Source organism: Pseudomonas sp. IT-P74 (assembly GCF_949768175.1).
GTDB lineage: Bacteria > Pseudomonadota > Gammaproteobacteria > Pseudomonadales > Pseudomonadaceae > Aquipseudomonas.
In genome coordinates this window covers 188,189-204,306 of record NZ_CATKQD010000077.1, presented here as the reverse complement: position 1 = coordinate 204,306, position 16,118 = coordinate 188,189, and the positions used below count along the sequence as shown (strand labels likewise).

Genomic DNA, 16,118 nt, shown 5'->3' with positions numbered 1-16,118 from the left:
CTTATGCCGGGCAGGTTCGCCTGCCCGGGCTGTTTATTTCCTTGCATGCGGACGTTCACTACCATGCTGATTGATCAGAAAATACCCCTAGGCCAGTACATCGCAGGCTTCGTTGAATGGTTGACGCAACACGGCGCCAACACCTTCGACGCCATCGCCGTGACACTGGAAACGATGATCCACGGCGTGACGTTTGCGCTGACCTGGTTCAACCCGCTGGCATTGATCGGCCTGATCGCACTACTGGCACACTTCATTCAACGCAAATGGGGCCTGACCGCGTTTGTCGTTGCCTCCTTCCTGCTGATCCTCAATCTGGGGTACTGGCAGGAAACCATGGAAACCCTCGCCCAGGTGCTGTTCGCCACCCTGGTCTGCGTGGTCATCGGCGTGCCGCTGGGCATCGTCGCCGCGCATAAGCCGATGTTCTATACTTTAATGCGTCCGGTACTCGATCTGATGCAGACCGTACCGACCTTCGTGTACCTCATTCCTACCCTCACCCTCTTCGGGCTGGGTGTGGTTCCGGGCCTGATCTCCACGGTAGTGTTCGCCATCGCTGCGCCGATCCGCCTGACCTACCTGGGTATCCGCGATGTTCCGGAAGAATTGATGGACGCCGGCAAGGCCTTCGGCTGCTCGCGTCGCCAATTGCTCTCAAGGATCGAACTGCCCCACGCCATGCCAAGCATCGCGGCCGGCATCACCCAGTGCATCATGCTGTCTCTTTCGATGGTGGTGATCGCGGCACTGGTGGGTGCCGATGGCTTGGGCAAACCGGTGGTCAACGCACTGAACACTGCTGATATCGCCTTGGGCTTCGAAGCAGGCCTGGCGATCGTACTGCTGGCGATCATGCTCGACCGTATCTGCAAACAACCCGACGCCAAAGTAGGGGGTGATGCATGAGCATTATTCGCTTTGATAACGTTGACGTTATCTTCTCCAGGGATCCACGCGAGGCGCTCAAGCTGCTGGATCAAGGCATGACCCGTAACGAGATCCTGAAAAAGACCGGGCAGATCGTGGGGGTCGAAAAGGCCAGCCTGGATATCGAAAAAGGTGAGATCTGCGTACTGATGGGCCTGTCCGGTTCCGGCAAGTCCAGCCTGTTGCGCTGCATCAACGGCCTCAACACCGTCAGCCGTGGCAAGTTGTTCGTCGAACACGAAGGCAAGCAGATCGACATTGCCTCCTGTACCCCGGCGGAACTGAAAATGATGCGCACCAAGCGCATCGCGATGGTGTTCCAGAAGTTCGCCCTGATGCCTTGGCTGACGGTGCGCGAGAACATCAGCTTTGGCCTGGAAATGCAGGGTCGTCCGGAAAAGGAACGACGCAAACTGGTGGACGAAAAGCTTGAGCTGGTGGGCCTGGCCCAGTGGCGCAACAAGAAACCCGATGAGCTGTCCGGTGGCATGCAGCAACGCGTGGGCCTGGCCCGTGCGCTGGCGATGGACGCCGACATTCTGCTGATGGACGAACCGTTCTCGGCCCTCGACCCGCTGATCCGCCAGGGCCTGCAAGACGAGCTGCTGGAACTGCAACGCAAGTTGCACAAGACCATCGTCTTCGTGAGCCACGACCTTGATGAAGCGCTGAAACTCGGCAGCCGTATCGCGATCATGAAGGACGGCCGGATCATCCAGTACAGCAAACCGGAAGAAATCGTCCTCAACCCTGCGGACGATTACGTGCGGACCTTCGTAGCCCACACCAACCCGTTGAACGTGCTGTGCGGCCGCAGCCTGATGCGCAGCCTGGACAACTGCAAACGCATCAACGGTTCGGTATGTCTCGATCCGGGCGGCGATTCGTGGCTGGACCTGGCTGAAGGCAACACCATCAAAGGCGCGCGCAAGAACGGCTCGAACATGGACCTGCAGAACTGGATGCCTGGGCAAGCCGTCGAAGGCCTGGAACGCAAGCCGACTCTGGTGGACTCCAGCATCGGCATGCGCGACGCGTTGCAGATTCGTTATCAGACCGGCAACAAGCTGGTGCTGCACGACAACAACAAGGTGGTGGGGATCCTTGGCGACAGCGAGCTGTATCACGCACTGCTCGGCAAGAACCTGGGGTAAGGCAACAGATGCAAAAACGCCGCGATAGAATCGCGGCGTTTTTGTTTATCTGGACAGCGGGCGCTGCTGTGTTGAAGTTGAAGGCCCCATCGCCAGCAGGCTGGCTCCCACAGGGGAATGCATTCCAATGTGGGAGCCAGCCTGCTGGCGATGATGCCGACGCGGAGCTTCTGACTGAAACACCGCGTCACTCACACCTTAGCTGTAAACCCGGCCAAGGAGCTGCCGATGGCTTTCAAACTGATCGAGCACGTCACGGGTGATCTGATCCTGGGTGAAGCCCATCAAGTCGTAGTCCTGGCTGCCGTTGTGCAGGTACACCTCGGCGCGATAGAAACGCTGACGTGCTTCATCGGACTGCGCCGACTCGGTCGGTGTGGCCAGGTAGCCATCCAGGCTCACTTCGTAGACGAAAGGGTTGCCCTCTTCCATCTCCACCCGTACGCCCATGCAACGCTTGGACTTGCCCAGCAGTGTCTGCACTTGCAGGCCTTGAGCACGCATTTGCGCCGTCGCGTCTTCCAGCGCCGGGCTCACGTGCTTGTCCATGAAGCGCTGCACCACCGACTGGCTCGGTTGCAAGTCCAGTTGGGTCAAGCGCTCGCTGAAACCACGGCGACCGCGCGATGCTAGCTCCGCTTGCTCCTGTTCGATCTGCACGTCCTGGCGCATGGCCTTGTGCAAGCCGAACATGAAGAACACCAGCACCACCGAGAATGGCAGACCGGCCAGCACTACCATAGTTTGCATGGCTTCGAAGTTGCCGGCGAACAGCAGGCCGATGGTCACCAGGGTGATCACCGCCGACCAGAAAATCCGCAGCCAGTGCGGCGCATCCTCATCGACATTGCCGCCCTTGCACGAAAGGTTGGCCATCATCACCGCGCCGGAGTCCGCCGGGGTCAGGAACAGCACGAAACCGACAAAGATCGACACGCCGATCACAACCTTCGACGCCGGGTAATGCTCAAGCAACTGGTAGATCGCCATGGACGGCTGTTCCAGCGCAGTCTTTCCGAGCTCCACCGCCCCATGGTTCATCACCAGGTCCAAAGCCGAGTTACCGAAGATCGACAGCCACGCCAGGGTGAAGCCCAGCGGAATCAGCAGCACACCGGCCACCAGTTCGCGCACGGTGCGACCACGGGAAATACGCGCGATGAACATGCCCACGAATGGCGCCCAGGAAATCCACCAGGCCCAGTAGAACAGGGTCCACAGGCCGAGCCAGCGGTCGGACTTCTCACTGTCGCCTTCGTACACATACAGATCGAAGGTCTTGAGCACCACGCCGTTCAGGTAGTCACCGACGTTTTGCACGAAGCCGTTGAGCAGGTGCAGGGTCGGGCCGAACAACAGCACGAAAATCAGCAGGCCGCTGAACAGCACGATGTTGAGGTTGGACAGACGGCGGATACCATTTTCCACGCCCGACACGGCAGCGATGGTCGCCACGGTGCTCATCACGATGATCACGATCAGCAGGTTGGTGTTGCTGTGTTCCATGCCGAACAGGTTTTCCAACCCCGATGACACTTGCAGCGAACCGATCCCCAGGTTCGTCACCAGGCCCAGCAGGGTCACGAACATGCCGAAGCCGTCCACCGCGTGTCCGGCCGCGCCCTTGACCCAACGCTCGCCCACCAGCGGATACAACGCCGAACGCAACGCCAGCGGCTGGTTATGCCGGTAGGCAAAGTACGCCACGGCCAAACCTACCAGCGCGTAGATCGCCCAGCCATGCAAGCCCCAGTGCAGGAACGTCAGTTGAACGGCCTGTCGGGCGGCAAGGTTGCTGCCGGCCACGCCTTCCGGCGGGTTGAAGTAATGGTCCAGGGGCTCCGACGCGCCGAAGTACAGCAGCGAGATGCCGATACCCGAGGAGAACAGCATTCCCGCCCAGGCGCCGTAGCTGAAGTCCGGGGTGTCGTCCTTGCTGCCCAGTTTCAGTTTGCCGTAGGACGAAAACGCCAGGCCGACGACAAAAATCAGATAGGCGGCAATCACCACCATGTAGTACCAGCCGAAGCTGCGGGACAACCAGGCTTGCGCCGTACCCAGCATTCTGCCGGCCTCTTGCGGGGCGATGATCAGAATGGCGGTCAACAACAGAATCAACGCGGTAGAGGTGTAGAACACCCAACCGTTGACCGTCACCTTCTCGGGTGGGGTCTTTATTAGCGAGGCAGAACTCATGGCACAGATGCTCCGGGCAGTGCGAGAGAAGAACGCAAGGCAAACGGGTTACCCGACCAATCGGTTAGTGGGCAGCCGACCGGCGGGTGATATAAAGACAGCCCGAAAAAAGCCCGAAACCCCTGGAGCGCCGCAGCGCGTAGGTTTCGAGCAGTTTCGGAAGTCGTTTTTTCCGCCGCTACATATAGGAAAAATCTGCAGGCAGCGACGATTTGTCGCAGATCTTATTCTTTGTTGATTGAACGTTCAATCAAAACAAAATAGACTGGCCTTCAACCCGGTTGCCGTCGTACGTCCACCGGAAGGCCTAAGGAGATGTGCAAGATGCCCAAGGTCGGTATGCAACCCATCCGTCGCCAGCAATTGATCGAAGCCACTTTGCAGGCCGTCGATCAGGTCGGAATGGGGGACGCCAGCATTGCGCTGATCGCCCGTTTGGCCGGTGTCTCGAATGGCATCATCAGTCACTACTTTCAGGACAAGAACGGCCTGATTGCCGCCACCATGGGGTACCTGATGGCCGTCCTGAGCGAGAACGTCACCCTGCGCCGACTGGCGCTGACAGATGACAGCCCGAGGGCACATCTGCAGGTGATCATCGAAGGCAACTTCGACGCCAGCCAGGTCAATGGCCCGGCAATGAAAACCTGGCTGGCCTTCTGGGCCACCAGCATGCACCAGCCGTCTTTGCACAGGTTGCAGCGGATCAACGATCACCGCCTGTATTCCAACCTGTGCTGCCAGTTCCGCCGCGTGCTGCCGCTCAAGGATGCGCGCAGTGCCGCCCGAGGCCTGGCAGCGTTGATTGACGGCTTGTGGTTGCGCGGCGCGCTGTCGGGAGACGCTTTCGACACCGAGCAGGCGCAACAGATTGCTTACGAATACATGGATACCCAACTGGCAAAGCGGGTGAGTTAGAGCACACATAAACGCTCAACCACCGAACCGCGCCAGCCACTTAATGCTCTTGCGAGGACTTTATGGCCCGTTTCGAACTGCAAAAACTCTACATCGATGGCGCGTACAGCGACGCCAGCAGCGACGCCACTTTCGAAGCCATCAACCCGGCTAACGGTGAAGTCCTCGCAAAAGTGCAACGTGCGACCTTCGATGACGTCGAGCGTGCCGTCGTCAGCGCCGAGAAGGGCCAGAAAATCTGGGCCGCCATGACCGCCATGGAGCGTTCTCGCATCCTGCGTCGTGCCGTGGAAATCCTGCGCGAGCGCAACGACGAACTGGCCGCCCTGGAAACCCTGGACACCGGCAAGGCCTACTCTGAAACCCGCTACGTCGACATCGTCACCGGCGCTGACGTGCTGGAGTACTACGCAGGCCTGGTACCGGCCATCGAAGGCGAGCAGATTCCACTGCGCACCACTTCGTTCGTCTACACCCGTCGCGAGCCGCTGGGCGTCGTGGCCGGTATCGGCGCATGGAACTACCCGATCCAGATCGCCCTGTGGAAATCCGCGCCAGCCCTGGCGGCCGGTAACGCGATGATCTTCAAGCCAAGCGAAGTCACCTCGCTGACCACCCTGAAACTGGCCGAGATCTACACCGAAGCCGGCGTGCCAAACGGTGTGTTCAACGTCCTGACCGGTAGCGGCCGTGAAGTCGGCACCTGGTTGACCGAGCACCCGCGCATCGAGAAAGTTTCGTTCACCGGCGGCACCGACACCGGCAAGAAAGTCATGGCCAGCGCTTCGAGCTCTTCGCTCAAGGACGTGACCATGGAACTGGGCGGCAAATCCCCGCTGATCATCTGCGACGACGCCGACCTCGATCGCGCCGCCGACACCGCGATGATGGCCAACTTCTACAGCTCCGGCCAGGTCTGCACCAACGGCACTCGCGTGTTCGTACCGGCTCACCTGAAGGCCGCTTTCGAAGCCAGGATCGCCGAGCGCGTTGCACGCATCCGCATCGGCAACCCGGAAGACGAAAACACCAATTTCGGTCCGCTGGTCAGCTTTGCGCACATGGAAAGCGTGCTGGGCTACATCGCCAAGGGCAAGGAAGAAGGTGCCCGCCTGCTGTGCGGCGGTGAGCGCCTGACCGACGGCGAATTCGCCAAGGGTGCGTTCGTGGCGCCGACCGTGTTCACCGACTGCACCGACGGCATGACCATCGTGCGTGAAGAAATCTTTGGCCCGGTGATGGCGATCCTGTCCTACGAAACCGAGGAAGAAGTGATCCGCCGCGCCAACGACACCGACTTCGGCCTGGCTGCCGGTATCGTCACCAAGGACCTGAACCGCGCGCACCGCGTGATTCATCAACTGGAAGCCGGCATCTGCTGGATCAACGCCTGGGGCGAGTCCGACGCGAAGATGCCGGTTGGCGGCTATAAGCAGTCGGGTGTCGGCCGTGAGAACGGCATCAGTTCGCTGAACAACTTCACCCGCATCAAATCGGTACAGGTCGAGCTGGGCGATTACGTCTCGGTGTTCTAAGGCGATATCCGCTTCGCCTGCGAGGCCGTCATCGCCAGCAGGCTGGCTCCCACATTGGAACGCGTACTCCTGTGGGAGCCAGCCTGCTGGCGATCGAGTGCACAGCACTCGCCAAGGCCAGACCTGACCAACATCAAAGAGGGTGCATTCAATGTCCCAAGAATTCGACTACATCATCATCGGTGCCGGCTCGGCCGGTAACACCCTGGCGACTCGTCTGACCGAAGACGCCGGCGTCACCGTCCTGCTGCTCGAAGCGGGCGGCCCGGACTACCGTTTCGACTTCCGCACGCAGATGCCGGCCGCCCTGGCGTTCCCGCTGCAAGGCCGTCGCTACAACTGGGCCTACGAAACCGACCCAGAACCACACATGGATGGCCGTCGCATGGAATGCGGTCGCGGCAAGGGCCTGGGTGGTTCCTCGCTGATCAACGGCATGTGCTACATCCGCGGCAACGCCATGGACTACGACGGCTGGGCGAAACTGCCAGGCCTGGAAGACTGGTCGTACCTGGACTGCCTGCCGTATTTCCGTAAAGCGGAAACCCGTGACATCGGCCCGAACGACTACCACGGTGGCGATGGTCCGGTCAGCGTGACCACGCCGAAAGCCGGCAACAACCCGCTGTTCCACGCCATGGTTGAAGCCGGCGTGCAAGCCGGTTACCCGCGTACCGAAGACTTGAACGGCTACCAGCAGGAAGGCTTCGGCCCGATGGACCGCACCGTGACACCCAAAGGTCGTCGTGCCTCCACCGCCCGTGGTTACCTGGACGTGGCCAAGAAGCGTTCGACCCTGACCATCGTCACCCACGCCCTGACCGACAAGATCCTGTTCGAAGGCAAGCGTGCGGTCGGCGTGCGTTACCTGGTCGGCGCCGCTGAAGAGCGCGTTGAGGTCAAGGCGCGCAAGGAAGTGCTGCTGTGCTCCGGCGCCATCGCTTCGCCGCAGATCCTGCAACGCTCCGGCGTCGGCCCGGCCGAACTGCTGAACAAGCTCGACATTCCGGTGGTCCACGACCTGCCGGGCGTCGGTGAAAACCTGCAGGATCACCTTGAGCTGTACCTGCAATACGCTTGCACCCAACCGGTCTCGCTGTACCCGTCGCTGCTCTTGCACAACCAGCCGGCCATCGGTGCCGAGTGGCTGTTCAACGGCACCGGCATTGGCGCCAGCAATCAGTTCGAGGCCGGCGGTTTCATCCGTACCCGTCCGGAATTCGAATGGCCGAACATCCAGTACCACTTCCTGCCGGTAGCGATTAACTACAACGGCAGCAACGGTGTGAAAGAGCACGGTTTCCAGGCGCACATGGGCTCCATGCGTTCGCCAAGCCGCGGGCGCATCCAGGCCAAGTCCAAGGACCCGCGCCAGCACCCGAGCATCCTGTTCAACTACATGGCCACCGAGCAGGACTGGCAGGAATTCCGCGACGGCATCCGCCTGACCCGGGAAATCATGCAGCAACCTGCACTGGACGCCTTCCGTGGTCGCGAGATCAGCCCGGGCATCGACGTGCAGAGCGACGAGCAACTGGACAAGTTCATCCGCGAACACGCCGAAACCGCGTTCCACCCGTCCTGCTCCTGCAAGATGGGCACCGACGAAATGGCCGTGGTCGATGGCGAAGGTCGCGTGCATGGCATGCAAGGCCTGCGGGTGGTCGACGCATCGATCATGCCGATCATCACCACCGGCAACCTCAACGCACCAACGATCATGATGGCCGAGAAAATCGCCGACAAGATCCGTGGCCGCAAGCCGTTGCCGCGCAGCACCGCCACTTACTATGTGGCGGGTGAAGCGCCGGTGAAGGGCAAGCCGGTGCGGGAACTGAGCCAGACTGCGTAAGGCGCTACACTGCGTTACGGCTAATCGCTGGCAGGCCAGCTCCCACAGGGGATCGGTAGTGAACACATATTTTGTGAACACTGAAGATCAAATGTGGGAGCTGGCCTGCCAGCGATGAGGCCCTACAAATCAGCGCACCTCTCCCTGATTCACAGTAATTCCTACCACACCCCCTCTTCACTTGATCCTCCCCCCTTGCAGGCCTAATCTAGCGCCACGCAATCGTTTCACCCCTCTCCTCGCAGCACCGCGCCATCGCCACTCCATTTCCAGGAGGTTCACGAATGTTCGATTTCCATCCCCAGCTCAAGCAGCGCTTCGCTGCCTTGCGCACGGGTGCCGAATTTTTTTCCCTGCGTTATGTGCGCGAATCCGGGCAGTACCTGTCGGTGCGCAAGAACGTCGCCGAACCGCCGAGCCTGAGCCGTGACGAAGGGGCGATGCTGACCGTGCGGGTCAATGGCGTCGAGGCCTATGCGGCCACCAACGATCTGTCGCAACAGGGCCTGCAAGCCGCCCTCGAACGCGCCGAACTCCAGGCCCGTCGACTCAAGCCCCACGCCTTGCTGGACCTGCGCGAACAAGCCGTTTCCAGCGACCGCGCCGATTACTTTTCACCCAACCTCGATCAGGCTTTCCCGTCCCTGAGCGACTGCTACCAGTTGCTCGGCGCCGAATCCGCCGCAGTGCCCAAGGATGACCGCCTGGTGAACTGGCAGGTCAGCCTCGGTATCACCCACGTCGAGCAGATCTACCTCAACAGCGCCGGTGCCGAACTGCGCCAGGCCCAACGCTTTGTGTACCCCGGTCTGGACGTCACGGCCTACGACGGCAGCGACAGCCAGACCCGCAGCCTTGGCCGCGAGAACTTCGGTCAGCAAGGCGCGGCGGACGTCATCAGCCGCTGCGGCCTGATCGGTGCCGGAGCCCAGGTGGCCGATCAGGCCCTGCAATTGCTCCTGGCGCCGAATACCCCGCAAGGCAAACGCGACCTACTGTTGATGCCCGACCAGATGATGCTGCAAATCCACGAGTCCATCGGCCATCCACTGGAACTGGACCGCATCCTCGGCGACGAGCGCAATTACGCCGGCACCAGTTTCGTCAAAGCCAGTGATTTCGGAAGCCTGCAATACGGTTCCGGCCTGCTCAACGTAACCTTCGACCCGGACATCCCCGAGGAGCTCGCCAGCTATGGCCATGACGACGACGGAACGCCTGCCAGCAAACAGTTCCTGATCCGCGAAGGCCTGTTGCTGCGTCCGCTGGGCGGCGCGTTATCGCAATTCCGTGCCGGCATGGACGGTGTCGCCAACAGCCGTGCCTGTGGCTGGAACCGCCCGCCGATCGACCGCATGGCCAACCTCAACATCGAGCCGGGCGATCGGTCCATCGAACAGCTGATCGGCGGCATCGAACACGGCGTGCTGATGTCGACCAACCGCTCATGGTCGATCGACGATGCGCGCAACAAATTCCAGTTCGGCTGCGAATGGGGCCAACTGATCGAAAATGGCGAACTCAAGGGCGTGGTGAAGAACCCCAACTACCGGGGCATCTCCGCGCAGTTCTGGAAGAGCCTCAGCGCCGTCGGCGATGCCAGTACCTTGAAGGTCCTCGGCACACCGAACTGCGGCAAGGGTGAACCGAACCAGGTGATCCGCGTCGGCCACGCATCACCGGCCTGCGTGTTCAGCAACGTTGATGTATTCGGAGGAGACGCCTGATGAATCCTTCAAACAGCCAGTCCGCGTCGTTCAAGGCGCTGGTCAACAGCTTGCGTGAGGCGCTTCTCGAGCCCGAGCAGTTCACCCTCAGCTACGCCGCAGAATCGTCGGCCTTCGTACGATTCAACCATGCCAAGGTGCGCCAGGCCGGTCAGGTGCAGCAGGCGAGTATCGGCCTGAAACTGATCAACGAAGGCCGCCATGCCGACCTGCACATCACCCTGGCCGGCGATCCGCAGGTGGATGCGCAGCGCCTGAGCGAAGGTCTGCAACAGTTGCGTGAAACCCTGCCACTGCTGCCTGCGGACCCGTACCTGCTGCTCAACCACAACGGCTGGCAGAGCAACAACGTGCAGTCGCACCCGCTGCCGGACACCGAGCAGGTCGTCGCGCAAATCACCCAGGCCGCCGAAGGCCTGGACCTTGTCGGGTTCTACGCTGCCGGCCCGATCAGTCGTGGCTTTGCCAGTTCTTCGGGCGCCTTTGGCTGGCATCAGGCCAACAGTTTCAACTTCGACTTCAGCCTGTTCCACGAGAACGGCCAGGCCGTGAAAGCCAGCTACGCCGGGCACGACTGGAACAGCGAAGGCTTTGCCAGACGCTTCCAGCAGGCCCGCGAACAGCTTGAGTTTCTGGGCCGGCCGCTGCGCACTTTGCCGCCCGGCCAATACCGCGCCTACCTGGCACCGGCGGCGCTGGAAGAAATCATGGGCATGCTGTGCTGGGGTGGTTTCTCGGCACAGTCGATTGCCAGCAAAAGCAGCCCGCTGCAAAAGCTCTACGGTGGCGACAGCGCGTTCAGCCCGCTGGTCTCGCTGGATGAAAAAGTCAGCGGCTCGCTGAGCCCGGCGTTTTCCGATGAAGGTTATCCACGCAACGATCTTAAGTTGATCGTCGACGGCAAGGCCGGGGCACAACTGGTCAGCTCGCGCAGCGCCGCCGAATACGGCTTGACCGCCAATGGCGCCAGCGGTGGTGAATCGCCGAGCGCGTTGAACATGAAAGCCGGGGCATTGCCTGACGCGGACATCCTCAAGCAATTGGGCACGGGGTTGTACATCAGCAACCTGTGGTACCTGAACTTCTCGGATCAACCAGCTGCACGCCTGACCGGCATGACCCGGTTTGCCACATTCTGGGTCGAGAACGGCGAGATCCAGACACCGGTCGGCACCATGCGTTTTGATGACAGCGCTTTCAGCCTGCTCGGTTCGCAGCTGGAAGCATTGACCGAAGAGCGGGAGTTGTTGCTATCGGCCAGTACCTACAGCCAGCGGGCGACGGCTTCGGCGTTGTTGCCTGGGGCGCTGGTCAGCCGACTAACTTTGACACTGTAAACACGCCTACCCCTGTAGGAGCGAGCCTGCTCGCGATGGTCGTGAACGATGACGCGTGCTGCCTGGAAAAACGCAGCGCCTTCACATTCATCGCGAGCAGGCTCGCTCCTACAGGAACGGAGTAAAGCTCACACTGACAAGGGGTCCCATGCCCAACCGCCCACCTCTCGACGCTGTGACCGCCCGCTGGATACCCTGGGTCGTCGCCATTGCCTTCTTCATGCAGTCCCTCGACGGGACGATCCTCAACACCGCCCTGCCCGCCATGGCCCGGGACCTCGCCGAAGATCCATTGCGCATGCAGGGCGTGATCATCGCCTACATGCTCACGGTCGCCTTGCTGATTCCCGCGTCCGGCTGGATCGCCGATCGCTTCGGCACCCGGAAAATCTTCTTCAGCGCGATTTTGCTGTTCAGCCTCGGCTCGCTGCTCTGCGCATTGTCGAGCAGCCTGAGCATGTTGATCGGCGCCCGGGTGATCCAGGGCCTGGGCGGCGCGTTGATGTTGCCGGTCGGGCGGCTGGTGGTGTTGCGCGCCTACCCGCGCTCGGAACTGGTGCGGATCATGGGCTTCATCACCATTCCCGGGCTGCTCGGTCCGTTGATCGGCCCGACCATGGGCGGCTGGATGGTGCAGTACCTGACCTGGCACTGGATCTTCCTGATCAACCTGCCGGTGGGGCTGGTCGGTTGCTACGCCGTGTGGAAATTCATCCCGGACCTGCGCGGTTCCGAGCGCACCCGTTTCGATAGCCTGGGTTTCGTGCTGTTTGGCGCGGCGATGATTCTGATCACTATCGCCATGGAGGGCCTGGGCGAACTGCACTTGCCGCACCTTCGGGTGATGTTGCTGCTGTTTGGCGGGATGGCGTGCCTGGCGGCGTACTGGTTGCGCGCCGGGCATATCGAAAACCCGTTGTTCGCGCCGTCGCTGTTCAAGACCCGAACCTTTGCCGTCGGCATTCTCGGCAATCTGTTCGCCCGCCTCGGCAGCGGCGCCCTGCCCTTTCTGGTGCCGTTGCTGCTGCAAGTGGCGCTGGGCTATTCGCCGTCCCAAGCCGGGATGAGCATGTTGCCGCTGGCGGCGGCGGCGATGATCGCCAAGTGGGTGGCGCGGCCGCTGATCGAGCGCCTGGGTTACCGCATCGTGCTCACCGGCAATACCCTGGCGCTGGGGATCATGCTGGCGAGCATGGGCCTGGTCAGCGAGCAGACGCCGTACTGGCTGCTGCTGTGCCTGCTGGCGATCCTCGGGGCGATCAACTCCTTGCAGTTCACCGCGATGAACACCGTGACTCTGATCGACCTCGACGACGCCAGCGCCAGCAGCGGCAACAGTTTGCTGTCGGTGGTCGCACAGTTGTCCCTGAGCTTGGGGGTTGCCTGCGCGGGTGCGCTGCTCGGTGGCTTTACCGCGGAAATTGGCAATGATGGCGTGGACACGGTCCTGGGGGCATTCCAATTGACCTTCGTGACCGTGGGAATCATGGCGATGCTGGCCGCGACGATCTTCTCGCAACTGTCAAAAAATGACGGACGGCGAGTTAAGCGTCCGGAAGAACACATAGAGCCTTAGGGCGAATGGCCACTGGACTGGTACACTGCGCGACATTTTGTTTTGCAGGCCAGTCCCGTGACCACCATCGCCACCGAATTTAATACTTTGCCGCTGTCCGCCGCCATGCTGGCTAACCTCGACTCCCTCGGTTATGCCCAGATGACGCCGATCCAGGCGCAAAGCTTGCCGGTGATCCTCAAGGGGATGGACCTGATCGCCCAGGCCAAGACCGGCAGCGGCAAGACCGCCGCCTTCGGCATCGGTCTGCTGAACCCGATCAATCCGCGTTACTTCGGTTGCCAGGCGTTGATCCTGTGCCCGACCCGCGAGCTGGCTGACCAGGTCGCCAAGGAAATCCGTCGCCTGGCCCGTGCCGAAGACAACATCAAGGTCCTGACCCTGTGCGGCGGCGTGTCCCTCGGCCCGCAGATCGCTTCGCTGGAACACGGCGCGCACATCATCGTCGGCACCCCGGGGCGCATCCAGCAGCACCTGCGCAAAGGTTCGCTGGTCCTTCACGGCCTGAACACCCTGATCCTCGACGAAGCCGACCGCATGCTCGACATGGGTTTCTACGATTCCATCGAAGAAATCATCATGCAGGCCCCGGAGCGTCGCCAGACCCTGTTGTTCTCCGCCACCTACCCGGTAGGCATCAAGCAGCTGGCCTCGAAGTTCATGCGCAACCCGCAGCAGGTGAAGGCCGAGGCGTTCCACGACGACACGCAGATCGAACAGCGCTTCTACGAGATTTCGCCGGATGACCGCATGAGCGCAGTGACCAAGGTTCTTGGCCACTTCCGCCCGGCCTCCTGCGTGGCCTTCTGCTACACCAAGCAGCAGGTTCAGGAAACCGTCGATCACCTGACCGCCAAAGGCATCTCCGCCGTCGGCCTGCACGGCGATCTGGAACAGCGTGACCGCGACCAGGTGCTGGCGATGTTCGCCAACCGCAGTACTTCGGTGCTGGTGGCGACTGACGTCGCGGCCCGTGGCCTCGATATCGACTCTCTGGACATGGTGATCAACGTCGAGCTGGCCCGTGATTCGGAAATCCACATTCACCGCGTCGGCCGTACCGGTCGCGCCGGTGAGAAAGGCCTCGCCATCAGCCTGGTGGCGCCGTCCGAAGCACAGCGCGCCCAGGCCATCGAGCAATTGCAGAAGACCCCATTGACCTGGGACCAGGTGGACAACCTCACCTCCAAGGGTGGCGGCCCGCTGTTGCCGCAGATGAGCACCCTGTGCATCGCTGCCGGCCGCAAGGACAAGGTTCGCCCGGGCGACATTCTTGGCGCACTGACCGGTGACGCCGGCATCCCCGGCGCCCAGGTCGGCAAGATCGCGATTTTCGACTTCCAGGCCTATGTGGCCGTGGAGCGCGGCGTCGCCAAGCAGGCCTTGCAGCGTTTGAACGATGGCAAGATCAAGGGCCGTTCGTTGCGCGTTCGCATTTTGTAAGCGATCTTCCAACCAAAGAAGATCCCCTGTGGGAGCGAGCCTGCTCGCGAATGCAATCTGTCATTTAGCCTATGGTTGACTGACACACCGCTTTCGCGAGCAGGCTCGCTCCCACAGTTTGTTTTGTGGCGAGTCATTGAGAGGACACCGTTTTGCGCTCTACCGAAGTCGTGATCATTGGCGCTGGCGCCGCAGGGTTGATGTGTGCACTGACCGCCGCCGGGCGTGGGCGCAAGGTATTGTTGCTCGACCATGCCAACAAGGCCGGCAAGAAAATCCTGATGTCGGGCGGTGGCCGCTGTAATTTCACCAACATGTACACAGAACCGGGCAATTTCCTCTCGCAGAACGCACACTTCTGCAAATCTGCCCTGGCCCGTTACACCCAGTGGGACTTCATCGGCATGGTGGCCAAGCACGGCGTGCCGTACCACGAGAAAAAACTCGGCCAGTTGTTCTGCGATAACAAATCCAGCGACATCCTCGAAATGCTGCTCAACGAGTGCGATCAGGTCGGCGTCAGCCTGCACCTGGACACCTCGATCCAGACCATCGAGAAGCTCGAAAGCGGCTACCTGCTGGACACGACACTCGACCAAATCACCTGCGAATCCCTGGTAATCGCCACCGGCGGCCTGTCGATCCCGACCCTGGGCGCCACCGGTTTCGGTTACCAGGTCGCCAGGCAGTTTGGCCACGAATTGCTGCCGACCCGCGCCGGTCTCGTGCCGTTCACCATCACCGATCAGCTCAAGGCCTTGTGCACCGAGCTGTCCGGTACATCGGTGGATTGCCTGGTGAGCTGCAACGACCAGAGCTTCCGCGAGAACATCCTGTTCACCCACCGCGGCCTCAGCGGCCCGGCGATATTGCAGATCTCGTCGTTCTGGGAATCCGGCGATACCGTCGAGATCAATCTGCTGCCGGATCACGACGTACCGGGCTGGCTGCAACAGCAACAGGCCGAACGTCCCAACAGCGAGCTGAAAACCCTGCTCGGTGAAATTTTCACCAAAAAGATGGCCAATCTGTTGGCGGACAACTGGTTCGCCTCCAAACCGATGAAGCAGTATACCCACGCGGAGCTGGCCGATATCGCGGAAAAACTGGCGAGCTGGAAAGTCGTGCCCGCCGGCACCGAAGGCTATCGCACCGCCGAGGTGACCCTGGGTGGGGTCAACACCAATGAAGTGTCGTCCAAGACCATGGAGTCGCTGAAAAGCCCGGGGCTGTACTTCATCGGTGAAGTGCTGGACGTGACCGGGCATCTGGGCGGGTTCAACTTCCAGTGGGCCTGGGCTTCTGGCTACGCGGCCGCGCAGTACGTCTGATCCAACCCAAAACCTGTAGGAGCGAGCCTGCTCGCGATAGCGGCCTAACAGTCGACATCAATATTGAATGTACCGGCCTCATCGCGAGCAGGCTCGCTCCTACATTGAATACGTGTGGT

General features: G+C 61.2%; 11 protein-coding genes. 10 read left to right on the top strand and 1 reads right to left on the bottom strand.

Annotated elements, in window-relative coordinates:
• Positions 1-63: 63 nt before the first annotated feature.
• Positions 64-909 (top strand): choline ABC transporter permease subunit, encoded by an 846-nt coding sequence (gene choW / locus ACM6J5_RS25175; protein ID WP_095944879.1) that lies wholly within the window; start codon positions 64-66, stop codon positions 907-909.
• Complete coding sequence (gene choV, locus ACM6J5_RS25170) at positions 906-2,084, top strand: choline ABC transporter ATP-binding protein (protein ID WP_095944878.1); 1,179 nt, start codon at positions 906-908, stop codon at positions 2,082-2,084. The genes choW and choV overlap by 4 nt, the downstream gene beginning before the upstream one ends.
• Before the next feature lie 198 nt (positions 2,085-2,282).
• Here choV and ACM6J5_RS25165 read toward each other — a convergent pair whose 3' ends face one another.
• The gene (locus tag ACM6J5_RS25165; protein ID WP_414929598.1) at positions 2,283-4,223 is read right to left on the bottom strand and encodes a BCCT family transporter; all 1,941 of its coding nucleotides are present in this window, start codon (positions 4,221-4,223) and stop codon (positions 2,283-2,285) included.
• A 381-nt stretch (positions 4,224-4,604) separates the two neighbouring features.
• Between ACM6J5_RS25165 and betI the strand changes: the two genes are divergently transcribed.
• From betI to ACM6J5_RS25125, 8 genes are all read left to right on the top strand, one after another.
• Positions 4,605-5,198 (top strand): transcriptional regulator BetI, encoded by a 594-nt coding sequence (gene betI, locus ACM6J5_RS25160; protein WP_095944876.1) that lies wholly within the window; start codon positions 4,605-4,607, stop codon positions 5,196-5,198.
• 62 nt (positions 5,199-5,260) lie between these two features.
• A complete protein-coding gene (gene betB / locus ACM6J5_RS25155) occupies positions 5,261-6,733 on the top strand; it encodes a betaine-aldehyde dehydrogenase (RefSeq protein ID WP_414929538.1) in 1,473 nt (490 codons plus the stop codon).
• Between the two features lie 151 nt (positions 6,734-6,884).
• Positions 6,885-8,585 (top strand): choline dehydrogenase, encoded by a 1,701-nt coding sequence (betA, locus tag ACM6J5_RS25150; protein WP_095944874.1) that lies wholly within the window; start codon positions 6,885-6,887, stop codon positions 8,583-8,585.
• Between the two features lie 284 nt (positions 8,586-8,869).
• Positions 8,870-10,312: a TldD/PmbA family protein gene (locus tag ACM6J5_RS25145; protein ID WP_414929537.1), complete on the top strand. Its 1,443-nt coding sequence runs from the start codon at positions 8,870-8,872 to the stop codon at positions 10,310-10,312.
• Positions 10,312-11,649, top strand: coding sequence for a TldD/PmbA family protein (locus tag ACM6J5_RS25140; RefSeq protein ID WP_414929536.1), 1,338 nt, complete (start codon positions 10,312-10,314; stop codon positions 11,647-11,649). The genes ACM6J5_RS25145 and ACM6J5_RS25140 overlap by 1 nt, the downstream gene beginning before the upstream one ends.
• A 148-nt stretch (positions 11,650-11,797) precedes the next feature.
• Positions 11,798-13,225, top strand: a complete 1,428-nt coding sequence (gene mdtD, locus ACM6J5_RS25135) for a multidrug transporter subunit MdtD (RefSeq protein WP_095944452.1) — start codon at positions 11,798-11,800, stop codon at positions 13,223-13,225.
• Between the two features lie 105 nt (positions 13,226-13,330).
• Positions 13,331-14,668, top strand: a complete 1,338-nt coding sequence (gene dbpA, locus ACM6J5_RS25130) for an ATP-dependent RNA helicase DbpA (RefSeq protein ID WP_256589093.1) — start codon at positions 13,331-13,333, stop codon at positions 14,666-14,668.
• Between the two features lie 152 nt (positions 14,669-14,820).
• Complete coding sequence (locus ACM6J5_RS25125; RefSeq protein ID WP_414929535.1) at positions 14,821-15,999, top strand: NAD(P)/FAD-dependent oxidoreductase; 1,179 nt, start codon at positions 14,821-14,823, stop codon at positions 15,997-15,999.
• The last annotated feature ends 119 nt before the right edge of the window (positions 16,000-16,118 follow it).